At 57.7% G+C, this 15,965-nt stretch carries 14 protein-coding genes and 1 tRNA gene; 7 read left to right on the top strand and 8 right to left on the bottom strand.

Going from position 1 to position 15,965, the window contains the following annotated elements:
• Positions 1-12: 12 nt before the first annotated feature.
• Positions 13-927 (top strand): UDP-N-acetylmuramate dehydrogenase, encoded by a 915-nt coding sequence (gene murB, locus B7364_RS04650; protein WP_085338768.1) that lies wholly within the window; start codon positions 13-15, stop codon positions 925-927.
• Between the two features lie 6 nt (positions 928-933).
• Here the strand turns inward: murB and ftsA are convergent, their stop codons facing one another.
• The 5 genes from ftsA to B7364_RS04675 form a co-directional block, all read right to left on the bottom strand.
• Positions 934-2,220: a cell division protein FtsA gene (ftsA, locus tag B7364_RS04655; protein ID WP_157893494.1), complete on the bottom strand. Its 1,287-nt coding sequence runs from the start codon at positions 2,218-2,220 to the stop codon at positions 934-936.
• Between the two features lie 22 nt (positions 2,221-2,242).
• The gene (locus B7364_RS04660; RefSeq protein ID WP_198534035.1) at positions 2,243-3,205 is read right to left on the bottom strand and encodes a cell division protein FtsQ/DivIB; all 963 of its coding nucleotides are present in this window, start codon (positions 3,203-3,205) and stop codon (positions 2,243-2,245) included.
• Positions 3,193-4,110, bottom strand: a complete 918-nt coding sequence (locus B7364_RS04665) for a D-alanine--D-alanine ligase (protein ID WP_085338771.1) — start codon at positions 4,108-4,110, stop codon at positions 3,193-3,195. Before B7364_RS04665 ends, B7364_RS04660 begins: the two co-directional genes overlap by 13 nt.
• Positions 4,111-4,283: 173 nt before the next feature.
• Positions 4,284-4,901 (bottom strand): CoA pyrophosphatase, encoded by a 618-nt coding sequence (locus B7364_RS04670; RefSeq protein WP_085338772.1) that lies wholly within the window; start codon positions 4,899-4,901, stop codon positions 4,284-4,286.
• Positions 4,898-5,482 (bottom strand): DUF1285 domain-containing protein, encoded by a 585-nt coding sequence (locus tag B7364_RS04675; RefSeq protein ID WP_085338773.1) that lies wholly within the window; start codon positions 5,480-5,482, stop codon positions 4,898-4,900. Before B7364_RS04675 ends, B7364_RS04670 begins: the two co-directional genes overlap by 4 nt.
• Positions 5,483-5,599: 117 nt before the next feature.
• Here B7364_RS04675 and B7364_RS04680 point away from each other — a divergent pair, with 117 nt between their 5' ends.
• The 4 genes from B7364_RS04680 to B7364_RS04695 are packed head-to-tail and all read left to right on the top strand — an operon-like array spanning position 5,600 to position 12,334.
• Complete coding sequence (locus tag B7364_RS04680; protein WP_085338774.1) at positions 5,600-6,625, top strand: AAA family ATPase; 1,026 nt, start codon at positions 5,600-5,602, stop codon at positions 6,623-6,625.
• Positions 6,622-7,518: a DUF58 domain-containing protein gene (locus tag B7364_RS04685; RefSeq protein ID WP_085338775.1), complete on the top strand. Its 897-nt coding sequence runs from the start codon at positions 6,622-6,624 to the stop codon at positions 7,516-7,518. The genes B7364_RS04680 and B7364_RS04685 overlap by 4 nt, the downstream gene beginning before the upstream one ends.
• 2 nt (positions 7,519-7,520) lie before the next feature.
• On the top strand, positions 7,521-10,286 hold the full coding sequence (locus B7364_RS04690) for a DUF4159 domain-containing protein (protein ID WP_085338776.1): 2,766 nt from the start codon (positions 7,521-7,523) through the stop codon (positions 10,284-10,286).
• Complete coding sequence (locus tag B7364_RS04695; RefSeq protein ID WP_085338777.1) at positions 10,283-12,334, top strand: hypothetical protein; 2,052 nt, start codon at positions 10,283-10,285, stop codon at positions 12,332-12,334. The genes B7364_RS04690 and B7364_RS04695 overlap by 4 nt, the downstream gene beginning before the upstream one ends.
• A 3-nt stretch (positions 12,335-12,337) precedes the next feature.
• Here the strand turns inward: B7364_RS04695 and B7364_RS04700 are convergent, their stop codons facing one another.
• On the bottom strand, positions 12,338-12,844 hold the full coding sequence (locus B7364_RS04700) for a GNAT family N-acetyltransferase (RefSeq protein ID WP_157893495.1): 507 nt from the start codon (positions 12,842-12,844) through the stop codon (positions 12,338-12,340).
• A gap of 183 nt (positions 12,845-13,027) precedes the next feature.
• Here B7364_RS04700 and B7364_RS04705 point away from each other — a divergent pair, with 183 nt between their 5' ends.
• A complete protein-coding gene (locus tag B7364_RS04705; protein WP_085338779.1) occupies positions 13,028-13,678 on the top strand; it encodes an SOUL family heme-binding protein in 651 nt (216 codons plus the stop codon).
• 33 nt (positions 13,679-13,711) lie between these two features.
• Here the strand turns inward: B7364_RS04705 and B7364_RS04710 are convergent.
• Positions 13,712-13,786: transfer RNA gene (locus B7364_RS04710), tRNA-Gln, on the bottom strand.
• A 95-nt stretch (positions 13,787-13,881) separates the two neighbouring features.
• A complete protein-coding gene (locus tag B7364_RS04715; RefSeq protein WP_085338780.1) occupies positions 13,882-14,511 on the bottom strand; it encodes a TetR/AcrR family transcriptional regulator in 630 nt (209 codons plus the stop codon).
• A gap of 93 nt (positions 14,512-14,604) precedes the next feature.
• Between B7364_RS04715 and B7364_RS04720 the strand changes: the two genes are divergently transcribed.
• Positions 14,605-15,924, top strand: a complete 1,320-nt coding sequence (locus B7364_RS04720; protein WP_198534036.1) for a flavin monoamine oxidase family protein — start codon at positions 14,605-14,607, stop codon at positions 15,922-15,924.
• The last annotated feature ends 41 nt before the right edge of the window (positions 15,925-15,965 follow it).

Raw genomic sequence — 15,965 nt, forward strand, 5'->3', positions numbered from 1 at the left:
TAAGCCTGATCTATGACCCTTTTGGACCGCCTTCCCCCTGTTCGGGGCAAACTCGAAGCCAATGTCACATTGGCCCCCTTTACCTGGTTTCGGGTCGGGGGACCCGCCGAAGTGCTATTTCAGCCCGCCGATGAGGCGGATCTGGCAGATTTTCTGCGCGCCTGCCCAGTCGATATCCCCATTCTAGCTGTTGGTGTTGGCTCAAATTTGATTGTGCGTGATGGTGGCGTTCCGGGGGTGGTGATCCGCTTATCAGCGCGTGGCTTCGGCCAAATTTCTACCGACGGCCTAACCGTCACGGCGGGGGCTGCCTGCCTTGATGCAAGCGTTGCTAAAAAGGCGGCGGAAGCCGGCATTGCGGGCCTTGAATTTTATCGCGGTGTCCCTGGCACAATCGGCGGCGCGCTGCGGATGAATGCGGGTTGTTATGAGAGCGAGACTAAGGACGTTTTAGTCTCATGTGTGGCTTATGATCGCGCAGGTCAGCGCCATGAGATTAGCTGTGCTGACATGGGCTTCACCTATCGACATACCGCTGCCCCCCATGATTTGATTTTTGTGTCCGCCACATTCAAAGGGAAAAGAGATGAGCCTGCCGCCATCCTCGCCCGCATGGAGGCCATCACCCAAAAGCGCGAGCAAAGTCAGCCAATCCGCGACAAAACCGGCGGCAGCACCTTCAAAAACCCTGATCCCGTCCAATCTGGCGGGCGCAAGTCTTGGCAGGTGATCGATGCAGCTGGCCTGCGCGGCTATCAAATTGGTGGTGCGCAAATGAGCGAGAAGCATTGTAACTTCATGATCAATACAGGCGCTGCCACCGCAAAAGACCTAGAGGCCTTGGGCGAACATGTGATTCAACGCGTCAAAGCGACCCAAGGCGTCGATCTGCATTGGGAAATCAAGCGCGTTGGCATCGAAGGCTGAAGCGTTCTAGAAATTATCCTTGAGCCATTGCAGGGCCCGTGCGACAGGATGGCTCGAGGGCTCTACCATTTGAGACGCACTGCTTGCCATATCGGTTGGTCGCTCTACACCCCAACGCAATAGACCTGCAGCCACCGAATAGCCAGGACCTGCGACCGCATCACCCAGCCCTGTAAAGCGTTGCGGACGACCGATACGGACATGGCCTTCAAACACGCGTGCGGCCAATTCACGTACGCCGTTCAACTGACTGCCGCCACCGGTCAACACGATCCGCCTTCCAGCATTAAGCTTATCGAGCCCGCCCGCCCGCAAGCGGTCGCGCAACAATTCCAACGTCTCTTCCACGCGGGGTCGAACAACGCCCGTCAGGATAGAGCGGGGCGCTTGGTCCGAGATGAGTTGACCATCCTCGCCCATGCGCGGCGCATCAATCATCAAATTATCTTCGTTTAAGCTAGCAATCGCACTGCCATGCACAATTTTCAGCCGCTCAGCCGCCGCTGCCGTTGTGCCAAGGCAATGGGCAATGTCGTGGGTGACATGGTCTGATCCGATGGGAACAGCATCTACGTGAATAAGCGCACCAGCATGGAACAAGGCAGCCGTTGTCGAACGCGCGCCCATATCGACAACCAAAGCGCCCAGCTCCAAATCATCTTCCGCCAACGCTCCCAGAGCGGCGGCGTAGGGTGCTGCGACAGAACCTGAAATCGTGTAGGTTGCCCGCTCTACACACAGCACAATATTGCGCCATTGCGGCGTTGGCGCTGTCACGACCGTTACCGCCACGCCCAATCGACGCCCTAACATACCGCGTGGATCGCGGACCTTTTGACCGTCAACAACAAAGAAGCTCGGTGTCGCATGCAGGATGGACCGGCCATCGAGACGCACATGCTCTAGTGCTGAGCCCACCACGCGGCGGCGCTCTTTCGGACCAATTTCGGCATTGGCAAAGGTGATCTCACCATGGGCTTGCTCGGCCCGCACGCCAAAGCCTGAAACCGAGACCACAACTTCACTGACCGTCACACCTGACATGCGCTCTGCTTGCGCAATCGCCGCCTTAACCGCCTTGGTTGCGGCTTCCAAATCAACAATCGCCCCATTACGAACCCCGCGCGCGGGCTGCGTACCGACCCCAGCTACCCGCAGCGGGCCTGTGCCTTGGCCCGTACTTCCAATGAAGCAGGTGATTTTTGACGCACCAATATCCAAGGCAGCCAGCATGGCCGCACGGGGTGCGGGTGTACGACTTTCAACAGCAGCACGTTTGGTTAGAGAGGACATGTTTGTCTCATTTTGGTGTGTATCAAACCCTCTGCGCGGACTTCGCCGCATCTTGAGGTTTCGTCACCGACAAACGTTCTGGAGTCGGGCGGAGAATAAGGGTGCCGGACGTTCTAAGGTCCAAGCGGGAGAATTCACGGTCTAGGATTTGATGGCTGGCCTGCAGCGCGTGCAATTGGGCTAAGGCCTCAACCATCCCCGTCTCCGGTAACAAAATGTCAGCACCTGATTTCAAGCGCAGGGTCCAACGGCGATCGCCGATCCACATGGCTGCAGATGTGCGCTCAGCAATGGTTGGATATGCACGCAGGGCTTCAAACAGAGCGGGCGCTTGTGGCCCTGCATTGGCACCAACAACCAAAGCATAGCCCTTGGCCGATTTGGTGTTTTTAGCTTCACCCAGTTTGCGGCCTGTGCCGTCCATAAACGACAATTTGCCCTGATCCTGCCATAGCGCCGTGGCTGCACGCGGCGTAATCAGGATTTGGATTTGATCCGGCCAGAGGCGACGGACCACCACGCTCTCAACCCAGGGCAATTCCGCCACGCGCATCCGGACTTCAGAGGGGTCGACCCCAAACATAACATCATCGGCCATCACGCCGGATTTCACTTCAGCCTCAGCGCGCTGATACTCACTCAAATGCAAGCCATTGGGCGCTTGGACATTGACCACGCGCACAGCAAGACCGGCACCACGGGCCGCATTGCCAGCACTTGTTTGAATGCCCCGCCCCATATCATCCAAGATACCAAGGCCCGCCGCCAACAGAACAAAAATCGAAAAAACCGAAACGATGGTAAAGCCAACCAAGATACGACGTGTGGGGCCGTCATACTGGGCAGCCCGCATACGGGCATGGGCCCAAGCGCCCAGCTTCATGGTCCAAGCGTGGCTATCGGTGCGTCGCGGCGACCGCGGGCGACCACGTGGAATTGGGGCGCGCTTGGGGGCCGCACGGCGCGTTTGTCTCATCGCGGGCATGACGCGTCCTCCAACATCCATTTCACAAGATCACTAAACGACAAACCGATATAGGCTGCCTGCTCAGGGGCCAGAGAGGTTGGCGTCATCCCGGGCTGGGTATTGATTTCCAACACCACCAAGCGGTTGGTGGCAGGATCATAGCGAAAGTCCGTCCGTGTCACCCCACGACAGCCCAATAATTGATGGGCGCGAACCGCATCTCTCATCGCCTTCTCATGGATTGCAGAAGGCAGATCTGACGGATTGACATGGTGGACCGAGCCACCTGCGGCATATTTGGCGTCATAATCGTAAAACTCATGACCCGTGCGGATTTCGGTAACCGCCAAAGCCCGGTCGCCCATAACGGCGACAGTAAGTTCACGACCCGCGATAAACTCTTCAACCAGCACTTCATCGCCAGAACGCCAATCCGGGTCGAGCAACTTTTCGGGCGGCCTATTTTCGCCCTTGCGCACAATGAATACGCCAAAGGAGGAACCGTCCGCATTGGGCTTCACGACATAGGGTGGCTCAAGGGGATGTTCGCGGGCTGCGTCTTGGCGTGACATCAGTTTGCCGGATGGCACATCAAGACCCGCACCGGCGAACACAGCCTTGGCCTTTTCCTTGTCCATCGCCAGAGCCGAAGCCAGAACGCCAGAGTGCGTATAAGGAATGTTCGCGATTTCCAGCACAGACTGGATCCGCCCATCCTCGCCCCAAGGTCCGTGCAAAGCATTTAGCGCAATATCTGGCGAGACAGATTTCAGGACCGAAGCAATGTCGCGGTCGACATCGATTTCCACAACGTCAGCACCCAGCGCGCGCGCGGCATCGGCGCAGGCTTTGCCGGAGACAAGCGATACAGGTCGCTCGGCAGACCAGCCACCCATTAACACCCCTACCCGCACGCCCTTCATGCTGCGCTAATCCCTTATAAGTTGAGGCACTGATCGGCACCCAACGCAATGATTGATGAGACATGAAGGATTGAGGTGAATGGTAAGTTAAAGCCCACGCACATAGGTGCAGAAATGATTCGGGATTTTGACTGAAATTTCAGTGGGCTTAGTTCGGCTCACAAATCGCGGTCTTACCGCTCTCCAAACAGCCGTAAATATAGGGCGCGCAGCATGCCGGCGGTCGCGCCCCAGACATAATGATCGCCGTAGGGCATGGCGTAATAATGCCGGGTCTGGCCATTATAGTCGCGCGAATGGCGTTGGTGGTTGGCGGGATTCATAAAAAAGGCAAAGGGTATTTCAAAAATGGCATCGACTTCGCGCGGATCGGCGACAAAGTCTGCTTGATGGGAAACAAGACCCACGATTGGTGTAACCCGAAATTGCGTCACGGTTTCATAGGAGTCAGAAGCCCCTAGCACCCGCACGTGACTTGGGTCGAGGCCCACTTCTTCGCGGGCTTCGCGCAAGGCTGTGGCAATTGCGTCGGCATCTTCCGCTTGCCGCCTGCCACCAGGGAAAGCGATTTGGCCGGAATGGGTTGGCATATCGACCGAACGGCGCGTTAAAAGGACCGACAAGCCTGCCTGACGCGTAACCAGCGGCACCAGCACCGAAGCATCACGCAAACTTGGCTGGGCAGGACGCTCGTCTGACAAATCAAAGTCCGAATAAGGTGGCCGGCCGACCAAGGCCTCTGGCGGCGCTAAGCGCTGTTCAAGCAGGGCAATCAATTCGGCTTCGCTCATCCCTCGATGCCTTCCACCAGCCCCAGATCGAAATCTACGCCTTGACTGGTCAAGGTCAGGCGTTCGCCTTCCAGATCAGCCCATTCAACTAATTCATAGAAAGGGGCGCGCAGGATGCGGGCGTCTAACCGCCCGCGCACCCGTACATAGGGCCGAGGTTCACCCGTTTTGGCATCATGATCGACCCACAAGGGATTGCTCGGCCCAACCACAATTTGATCGCCGACATTGGTTGTCACAATGATGCTGGGTCCCAGGCTGGTCTCAATCCGGTCGACGCGCGTACCTAGAAAATGGGCGTCAGCAACATGGACAATCACTTTCTCGCCCGGCGTCACCAGATAGGTCTGCCCATCCTCATCCTTGCGCAAAATGGTGGAAAACAGATCGATCATCGGCTGGCGAGTGAGGCGAACTTTTTCGTGCCACCACGTGCCGTCCGCCCGAATTTCCATGCCGATGTCGCCGCAATGGGCGGGATTCCACTGTTCCACCGGCGGCAATGCCCGCTCGCGCCTAGGCTGGCCTTGCAACCGCATTAATTCTGCCAACAAATCTGCAAGGGGACGTGGATCACTCATGTGATCAATTTAGGTTCGTTCTAGGGGGATGACCAGATGAGGGTGCACTGATCGACAGAAGAAACCTCTCTGAAAAGACACTCGCACAACACCCTTGAGTCAGGCTAGGCTAAATCCATGAGTGATATTTCCCACCAAACCCCTTCCGAAGACGCTGCCGATCAGACCTCAGGGCGCATTGATCGCGCACTTGAAACCATTGCAGCGGTCCGTGCCGGCGTTGGGGGTGCCATCCTTGGGCAAGAGCGGGTGATTGATCTGACACTGGCGACCATCTTAGCCGGTGGTCATGGCTTGTTGGTTGGCGCACCGGGGTTGGCCAAAACCCGACTGGTAGAAGCTGTTGCCGTCGCCACGGGGCTAGATTGGGGCCGGGTACAATTCACACCAGACCTTATGCCGTCAGACATCATAGGGTCGGAAATCCTTGATCAAGACAGTGAGGGCAAACGTAGTTTCCGCTTTGTACGTGGCCCAGTCTTCACAAGCCTTTTGATGGCAGATGAAATCAACCGGGCAAGTCCACGCACCCAATCGGCCCTTCTCCAAGCCATGCAAGAAGGCCAAGTGACTGTCTCTGGCGTAACCTACAGCCTGCCAGAGCCCTTCTTTGTTTTGGCCACACAAAACCCGATCGAACAAGAAGGCACCTATCCCTTGCCGGAAGCGCAGTTGGATCGTTTCCTCCTGCAAATTGATGTGCCCTTCCCGGATCGCGAGACCGAGCGGCAAGTTCTGTTGGCGACCACAGGCGAGGGTGATTTGAGTGCAAAGGCAGCCATAAAGCCCGGCGAATTGGCCAATTTGCAAAGCTTTGTGCGTAGCATGCCAGTGGGCGAAAAAATCTTGGATAGCGTGCTCGACCTCGTGCGGTCTGCTCGACCTGAAAGTGCGACTGATCCTGAAATACGCAATCTTGTGGCATGGGGACCTGGCCCACGCGCGGGTCAAGCACTGATTAAGGCCGCCAAGGCACGCGCTTTTCTACGCGGCCGGGTTAGCCCCAGCTTGGATGATGTAACCGCGATTGCCCGCGCAGCCCTAGCCCACCGTATGGCTTTAACCTGGCGCGCTCGCGCGGATGGGCTAGACCTCGCAAACTTGATTGATCGCTTGGTTCTAGAGGCACTGCGACCCGCATGATGGCGAGCCAACAGGCGCTTATCCCTGCCAAACTGGCTGGCGATGCCCAAGATTTGGCAAATAGTCTGCCTGCCCTTTTGATGGATGCGCGCAAAACCGCCGCCAGCCTAATCCTTGGCGCGCATGGACGACGGCGCGCAGGCATGGGTGAAGCTTTTTGGCAGCACCGGGAACTTCTTGAAGGCGAAACCTTGCGCCACGTGGATTGGCGACGGTCTGCACGGTCTGACCGGCTCTTTGTGCGCGAAATGGAACGCGAAAGCCCAGCCTCTTTGCACATTTGGGTCGACACACGCCCATCTATGTTGTGGCGTAATCAAACCAGTCGCCCCACGAAAGCAGAGCGCGCGCTGATTATTGCTCTGGCACTTGCCATGGCAGCCAAGGCGGGCGGTGAACGGGTTAGCACATTATTTGGTGGCCAAATGTTTGGCCAAGAGGAAACCTTTCTTCAGGCCCTTATGGTCAGCGGGGGCCAGTTTGACGCCCAAGCAGCCCTCAACCGCGACGGACAGGCGCAAATCCTGATCGTGAGCGACGGATTAGAACCCATCGAAATCTGGGCAGAACGTCTTCGCAGATTGTCTTCTGCAGCCCAGCCGGTCTTGTTTGTTCTGATCCGCGACCCAGACGAAGAAACTTTCCCCTTTGAAGGTCGCGTGGCTTTCACTGAGCCCGGTAGCGCTACGCCGGTGATTATTGGCCAAGCCGGTGCTGCGCGCGAGGCGTATCAGCGCGCCTACCATCTGCATTTTGAAATGCTTCGTGCGGCACTTAGCCGAACACAAGGCAGTTTGCTCAGCCATGCGACAGATCAATCAGCCTTGCCTTTGACGTTGCAAGCTGCGGCGCTATTGGATGGACGCGGCGCTTCCAGCCAAGGGGCGGGCTAGCCATGTTGACCTTTGGTCCTCTTGGAATCACGACCCCTTTGGCCTTGCTAGCTTTGGCGGCTTTGCCTCTGATTTGGCTGGTTATTCGGGCCTTGCCGCCGGCCCCGCGCGAACAGGTGTTTCCGCCCACTGCCCTTTTGGCAACATTGCCCAATACAGAAGAAACCCCGAAAAAAACCCCGCCCTGGCTCGCTTGGTTTCGGATGTTGGCTTTAGGCCTATTTGTGCTCGGATTTTCTGGTCCAGTACTCAATCCAGTCACCAAACCCGATACAAGACCGCTGTTAATCGTTATAGATGATGGGTGGACCTCGGCCCCTGCTTGGCGCGCGGTTACAGATGAGGCCGCCCAAGTCGCGCGGGCATCGAGTGGGCCCGTACGTTTGTTGTGGACCGCGCAGGGAGGCAATAGCGCGAGCCCGCTGGAAGTCTTAAGCCCCAACCAAGCAGCAGCCCGCATTCTAGCCGCCCAGCCTAAGCCAGTCTTGCCCGATCCATCTGGCGCTTTAGGCGCGCTGAAGGATCTTCCAACCGGTCAGCGCATCCTTTGGATCTCTGATGGAATAGCCCACGCCAATAGCCAAGCGTTTGCAGAAAGATTGACACAAATCGGCTCGGTACGTTTGCGCAGTGTGGCCGAAGGCGCGGTTGCCATTAACCGGGCTGCAGCCACGTCTGAAGGCTATAGTCTGGGCCTCGTCACCGGTCCCGCGACCAGCCGAACCCAAAGGCTGGAGGCGGTCAATAGTCGCGGCCAAAGCTTACGGGAAACGCGTGTAGCCCCCGTACCAACAGGGGTCAGCTTTGCTTTGGAATCGGTTGTGATGCGCGATGTCGCCGCCCTTCGGACCGCCGACGCCCGTTCGGCTGGTGGCGTCTTCTTACTCGATGCCTTTGATCGTCGTGTCCGCACGGGCCTGATTGCCGAGCGCCAAGATGATCAACCGTTATTGTCAGACGCCCATTATTTGGAAGGGGCGCTTAAGCCCTATACGGATTTGACGCGCGCGAATCTGACCCGCCTGATCGATGCGGGTCTGGACGCATTAATCCTGCCCGACGCGGGCGAACTTGGAGCGCAAGACAGCCAAGCCTTAGAACGCTTTGTAAGAAATGGCGGCCTGTTGATCCGGACAGCCGGTCCGAAACTTCTGGCAGCTGGGCCAAGCCCACTTATCCCAGCAGCCCTTGCCCCCGAACCGCGCACGGTCCGGGGCAGTATGACATGGGATAATGCGGGCAAGATCGGCGTGTTTGACCCGACCAGCCCTTTTGCGGGCTTGACTGTTCCCGATGATGCCCGCGTTACCCAAATCGCGGTTTTGGCACCAGAAGCAAACGCGGGCGGCACTGCCTCGGCACGCGATCAGCAAGCTTTACAGATTTGGGCACGCCTCGCCGACGGAACGCCTTTGGTCACTGCACGTGAATTAGGCAAAGGCAAAGTCGTGCTGTTTCACACAACCGCAGGTCCAGCCTGGAGCGATGTTGCCTTCTCGGGCGTGCAAGTTGCCATGCTACGCCGCGTTCTGGCGCAAGCAGCCTCTCGTGCCATTCCCGCTAATTTTGTTGTGGGTACAGCGCCGTTGAGGCCCGTCTTGGTGTTGGATGGATTTGGGACGTTTCGCGCGCCAGATCCGCAAATTCGACCGATCCGACCCGAAGAAGTGCAAACGGTCCAACCCAGCCTTGATCGCCCCCCCGGCATTTATGAAGGCGGGGGTGTCCGGTGGATTTTGCAAGCTGCTGCACCCAATCTGCGCTTGGACCCCTTGCCCGACTTGGCCAAAGTCGAACGTGTGGCCGAAGCCGAAAGGCAACCTCAATCTCTGGCGGGACCTTTCCTGGGCTTGGGCATGGTCCTTCTGCTCATCGACATGATTGTGAGCCTCTGGCTCGCAGGCAAGCTTGCGGAGCTTAAGCGGCTGGCCAGATGGCGGGGTCGGGCCAAAGCAGGAGTATCCATGGCAGGCCTGCTCGTCTTCGGCTTGATATTTCTTGGTGGGGCGCCAGACGCAAGTGCGCAAACCACAAAGGCCAAACCACGGCAGGGAGACCTCTCGCTCGCCTATATCAAAACTGGGGACGGGGCACTTGACGCCCAAACCCAGCGCGGCCTTGAAGGGTTATCGCGGGCGCTACGGGACCGGACTTCGGTTGAACCCGGTCCAGTCATTGGCTTAGATCCGAGCCGTGATGACTTGGCCCTCTATCCCATCCTATTTTGGACTTTGGGGGAGGCTGCCACCGAAACCCGCCCCGAAGTGGCCAGTGCTCTAGATCGCTATATGAAAAATGGCGGCGTGTTGTTTGTAGACTCCCGCGGCGGCGGACGGACCCCCGCCATGGCGCGCCAAATCACCCGTGCAGCCTTAAGGGGAATTGAAGCGCCACCTCTGGCCCCGGTTCCTGATGGCCATGTCCTAACAAAAGCCTTTTACATCCTCCAACGATTTCCGGGCCGATATCCCGACGCAAAGCTCTGGGTCGAGACCGAAGCTTCGGCTGCTGCCAGCGCTAATGACGGCGTTTCCCCTCTCATTCTGGGCGATGGAGACTGGGCTTCTGTTTGGGCGAGAGCGCCGAAGGGTCCATCCACGGGCGTGTTGCAGGGCTTTGAAGGCGTGGGTCCGACCACGAATGAACTCGCCATCCGGGTTGGTATAAATATCGTGCTTTATGCGCTGACCGGCAATTATAAGGCCGACCAAGTGCATGCGCCCGCCTTGCTGGAACGGCTAGGACGCCCGCAGGTGCCGCCGCGATGACTGAGATTGACCTCGTCAAACTGGGTCTTGACCCATGGCTGCCACCCTATTTCCTTTTCGGCTTGGCACTTGTGGGCATTGGGCTACTGGCACTTTATGTCCGCTTGGGTGGCAAAGCCCCCCTGACCCGCTTCGGCTTAGTGCTGGTTGCGTTCATCGGCTTATCCGGGCCTAGCCAAGTCCGCGAAGAGCGTGTGGCCCTAACCGACATTGTCGCAGTTCTGGTGGACCGATCCGAGAGCATGTCCTTGAGCGACCGCGTAACAGGTGCTGAGGCTGCTTTAAGGGCCCTTAAAGCCAAACTCGGCCAAGTCGAAAACCTTGAAGTCCGTGTCACTTATTTTGATGGTGGTGGCGCAGGTACAGCCCTTGCCGCAGGCCTCGATCAAGCCTTTGCCGATATTCCGCCAGACCGGGTTGCAGGGGCGATTGTGATCAGTGATGGCCGGTTTATCGATGGGGAGGATGCTGCCCGCCCCTTCCCCGTGCATCAAGTCCTTGTCGGTGCCCCGCAAGAACGGGATCGCTGGATCGATCTGAGGTCGGCACCGCGGCAAGCACCCATTGGTGAAATTGCCAAGGTGATTGTGCGGGTCGAGGATCGCGACGACTCAGTTCCTCTAACGGTGCGGGTTGGCACGGACACACCACAAACGCTGACTGTGCCAACCGGCGAAGATATCGTCATTGAAGTGCCCATCGTGCAGCGCGGCCTTGTACCCATTGCAATTGAGACACCGGGCGTATCGGGGGAAGTCTCAACGGCGAATAATGGCCTTGCACTTTCCATTACCGGTGTGCGAGACCGATTGCGCGTCATGCTGGTGACCGGGCAGCCCTATGCCGGGTCGCGAGCGTGGCGAAACCTCTTAAAGTCCGACCCGAGTGTTGATCTGGTCCAATTTACTATTCTGCGTCCCCCCGAAAAGCAGGATTTTACGCCAACAGAGGAATTGTCGCTGATCCCCTTCCCGACACGAGAACTTTTCCTCGAAAAGATTGATAGCTTCGACCTAGTGGTCTTTGACCGCTTCTCGCGCCTGTCAGTTTTGCCAGATGCCTATCTCGATTCCGTTGCTCAATGGGTGGAAGGGGGGGGTGCCTTCCTGATGTTGGCAGGCCCTTCTGAAGGGCTGGATGAAGGGGTGCAATCCACACCCCTTGGCCGCATTCTCCCCGTCCAATCACGCGGTGAGCCAATTGAGACAGCCTTCCGCCCAGCCCTTACCGAGCGCGGCCGCACGCATCCGGTTTCCGCAAGTTTGGCTGAGCAATCCGATTCATGGGGCAAATGGTTACGCGTGCAGCCTTCCACCGCCACAGGGGACATCTTGTTGCAAGGCGCAGGCGAGCCCTTGCTTGTTCTGGGCCAAGTTGGGCGTGGACGGGTAGCCGCGGTGATGAGCGATCAGGCGTGGTTATGGCGGCGTGGCTATGATGGAGGCGGCCCGTTTGATGAATTGTTCCGCCGCACGGCACATTGGCTGATGAAAGAAGCAGATCTAGAAGCCGATCGCTTGGTTTTGCGCAGCCAACCTGGTCGCCTTTTGATGGAACGGCAAAGTGGCGCGGACCCAGGGCCGGCACAAGTCAATGTTTCGGGGCAAATCTTCCCAGTACCGCTTTTGCCCACCGAGACTGGCGTTTGGCGAGGTGAGACCCAAATGGCCAAACCCGGCTTGGTCTATGTGCAGTCCGGTGACAAGAGCGCTTTCATTGTCGCGGGGATTGGCAATCCAAATGAGGCGCGTCTTTTGTCAGCCGACCCGAGCGCCCTGTCTGGACCACAAGCCAAACAGGGGGGCGGCAGTGTGACGTGGGTTGGCAAGGCCGGCACTGACCCCCTCCCGGAGATCATGCGCCTTGGCAGTCGCCAAAAAGCGGGTACGGAAGGCTTAAGCCTGCGGCGTGCTGGTGCGACAAGCGTCACGGCGACCAGCCGCGACGCGATCCTGCCGCCTTGGGCCTATGCGATGATCCTCGCAAGCCTTGCCCTGTTGGCGTGGTGGCGTGAGGGCAGGCTGGTGGTTTCCAGCCGCAAATCGTGACGCCTATGCGTTTTTCAGAAGCTTGCCTGCTGGCGCGATTATGTCCGCCCCCTGCGCTGGCCGCCAAAGAATGCGCTTAGGATCAGCCGGGCCAGGTAAGGTCACTTGCCCCTTTGGCGCTTGGCTAAAGCCAAACGGTTCAAAGAAGGCCAAATCTCCAACCAAAATCACCGGCAGGCCTGTTAATCGATCGCTGGCTGTCAGGCAGGCTTCAACCAATTCGCCGCCCAAGCCTTGACCTTGGTGGTCCGGCGCAACGGCGATAGGGCCTAAAAAGAGAATCTCTTGACCTTGGTCGGTCACAAGCGGCCATAAGCGACATGCACCGATGAGATGGCCACCAGACATAGCCACAAAGGATACGTCTCGTCGACTTTGATGCCCTTCCCGCAGGCGTGCGGCTGCCTTCGCATGGCGCCCGGGTCCAAAGGCTAAAGCATAAAGTGCCTCAACGGCCGCATCATAGCTTGCGGCATCGGGCAGAAGGTCAAACTTCGCAGGCAATTTCAAGATCACTTTTTTAGTGAAGACGGAGGGGTCGGCGCGCGACAGGCACGCGTGCGATGCTTTAGAGGACATGCGGGCCGGGTGAAAGTCGCAAATCACACCTCTGGATTCGCGCCCATCCTCACACGGGCAAAATTTCATCCAACCCTGTTTGAACCAAAGTCCGATGCCGAACGTAAAGGATGCATGACAACCTTTAAACTGCACCCCGCCCTCGCCCTTGTTCTGCCGATGCTAATGGTCGCCGGGGTCACAAGCCCCAGTCAGGCGGACACGCCCGAGCCCAGCTTTAAACGCATAATGCGCGAAGGTGCCTTTGAGATACGTGATTATGACAGCCAAGTCGTTGCCGAAGTGCGCGTGCCAGAGGGGCGTGGCGATCCCGCAAACGCCGGCTTTAGGCCGTTAGCGCGCTATATCTTTGGGGGAAACAAGCCGCGGGCTTCCATTGCCATGACCGCCCCGGTCACCCGCCAGCAAGAGGGGCAATCCATCGCCATGACAGCTCCCGTCACCCGTCAGGATGCAGGTGCGGAGTGGAAAGTGCGTTTCATTATGCCCGAAGGCTCGACTTTGGCGACCATGCCCGTACCCAATGACCCCAATGTCCGCCTCTTGGAGGAACCCGCTAGGCGCTATGGCGTGATCCGCTTTTCAGGACTTGGCAGCCAGGCAACCATGGCGGAAAAAAGTGAAGAATTGCGCGCGTGGCTAATCGGCAAAAAACTGACCCCAGTTGGGACCCCAATTTATGCATCCTATGATCCACCTTGGACGGCGCCGTTTCTGCGCCGACACGAAGTATGGCTCGCCCTAGCCGCACCGGCCAAGCCCTAAAGGCTCATCGCGTTTGTTGATTGGCGGAAAGAGTGGCTGGGGTGCTAGGGATCGAACCTAGGAATGTCGGTACCAAAAACCGATGCCTTACCGCTTGGCGACACCCCAAGAGAGGCAGGCAGATAGACGCGCTTGGGCCGCGGTGCAAGACTTTTGATCACATAAGCACTGCCATCCGAGGCGATCAGCTGCAGCAAGTCGTCTCAGCTTTCCTGTAGGGTTGCAATGTAGCTTTGGATGAGACGATCAAGTTCACCTAGCCAATCGGCGCGCTCATCTTCTGGCACGTCAAAGGCAGCTGCAATTGCGGCGTGCGCTTGGATCGTCAACATCTTCGCAACACGCGCTAAACGTGGTTTTTGGGCTGCGGCGGTAAAGGGCGTTAGGACTTGAACCATGGACTGGGCGACAACATCATCTTCAAAGAACGTGTAGCCTTGACCGGCGAAGAGGCGTTCGGAGGCTTCAGCCAAAATGACATAGGCTTGATTGCGCGCATAAAAATCAAGAAATGGTGCCAAAAAGCTACGGGCTGCTACCGCTAAATCTGCGGGCCTTTCTTGACTTTGTTGCTCTACAATTTGCTGAGCTAGAGCCGATAATTGCGCGCCAAAGCGTTCCATGAGCGCAGTCAAAAGCGCTGCTCGGTTGGGGAAAAATTGATAGAGCGAGCCCGGCGAGGTCGCCGCCTGTTTGGCAACCATATCCATTTTCAAGCCCTCAGCCCCATGCACCAGGATCAACTCTGCCGCTGCGTCCAAAAGAAGATCGACGCGGCGTTGGCCGCGGTCTTGGCTTGGTGCTTTGGCTTTGGGAGCCGCGCTGACCGTCATCACTTTACCCCGTACTTGAAAGTCGCTTGACAATACGAGATTATTCTCATATTTGCAAACACGACATTAATCTCACATTTTGGAGAAATGGTGATGACAATCCTTAACCGTCGTGCCCTGCTCGGTGGCCTTGCTGCATCGAGCTTGGTAACAAATGTCTCTGCCGGAACGATCACCGATACCGATGTAATCATTATAGGCGCGGGCGTGGCGGGCATATCGGCGGCGCGTCAGCTAAAGGCCGCTGGCATTCGAACTCTCATCTTAGAGGCGCGAGACCGGATCGGCGGGCGCGTTCTGACGGACACTGAAACGCTCGGCCATGCGTTCGACCGTGGGCCTTATTGGCTGCACAATAAAGCAACCAATCCTCTGGTTCCCTTAGCACGGCAAGCTGGCATCGGCCTTATTGAGAGTAGCTACGAGAATGGAGGTATTTTCGATAAGGGCATTCCCAGTACCAATCCATCCTGGAAGGACGCAAATGAGGCAGTCGTGGCGTGGGAAATGCGCCAACTTCTTCCTCTCGCCCGACTGAATGACCGGGCCTTGGGGGCGACCTTGCCCAATCCGACGCCAGCGCAACGCCACGTGGCCAATATCTTTGCCGTCGAAATGGGTGAAGACCCCAGCCTTGTCTCGCTGCAAGGCTATTATAATCTCGAGGCGGGTGCAGATTTGATCCCCGCGACCGGCATGGGCCCCTTCGTCCAAGGCTTGGCTGGCGGATTAAATATTCGCCTCAATAGTCCGGTCTCGACACTGCGTTGGGATGGCGCGCACGGCGTCACCGCCATCGGAAGCTTTGGGCAAGTGACCGCGCGAAAGGTCATCATCACCGTGCCGACAGGCGTTTTGGCCTCAGGCAGCATCCGGTTTGACCCAGCGTTGCCAATTGCAAAACAGACAGCCCTTGCAAACCTGCCCATGGGTGCCTTGGAGAAGGTCGCTATGGTCTTGCCCTCACCCGTGCCAGATTTGCCCGAATATGCCCTATCCAATAGCCATATCCAGCAAGGCCAGTATCATGCGCTGGTGAGCTCGCCCAACAAGAGGCTGATGACCGCTTTGATCCCGGGACCCATGTCGCGCGCCCTACACGCCGAAGGCGCTAATGCGATCGAAGCCTTCGCGCTTGAATTACTCAAAAATGTGATCGGCTCACAGGCACAGGTCCTAGCGCGAAGCTCTACCAATTGGCAGGGTGACCCGCTTGCCTTGGGCTCCTACCCTCACCAAACAATTGGCCATGCCAATGCACGAAAGATCTACTCCCAACCAGTTGAAGATCGATTGTTTTTTGCTGGTGATGGCGGCGACGACCCTTTAGCCGTGACCGTAGGCGGAGCCTGGCGTCAGGGGCAAAAGGCTGCTCAGACCATTGCCCGTCAGCTATCGACAAAGCGGCGATGAGCGGCACGGTCGGCTTGTAACTGCCGCTAGGCGACACCTGT

Source organism: Aquidulcibacter paucihalophilus (assembly GCF_002105465.1).
Taxonomy (GTDB): domain Bacteria; phylum Pseudomonadota; class Alphaproteobacteria; order Caulobacterales; family Aquidulcibacteraceae; genus Aquidulcibacter; species Aquidulcibacter paucihalophilus.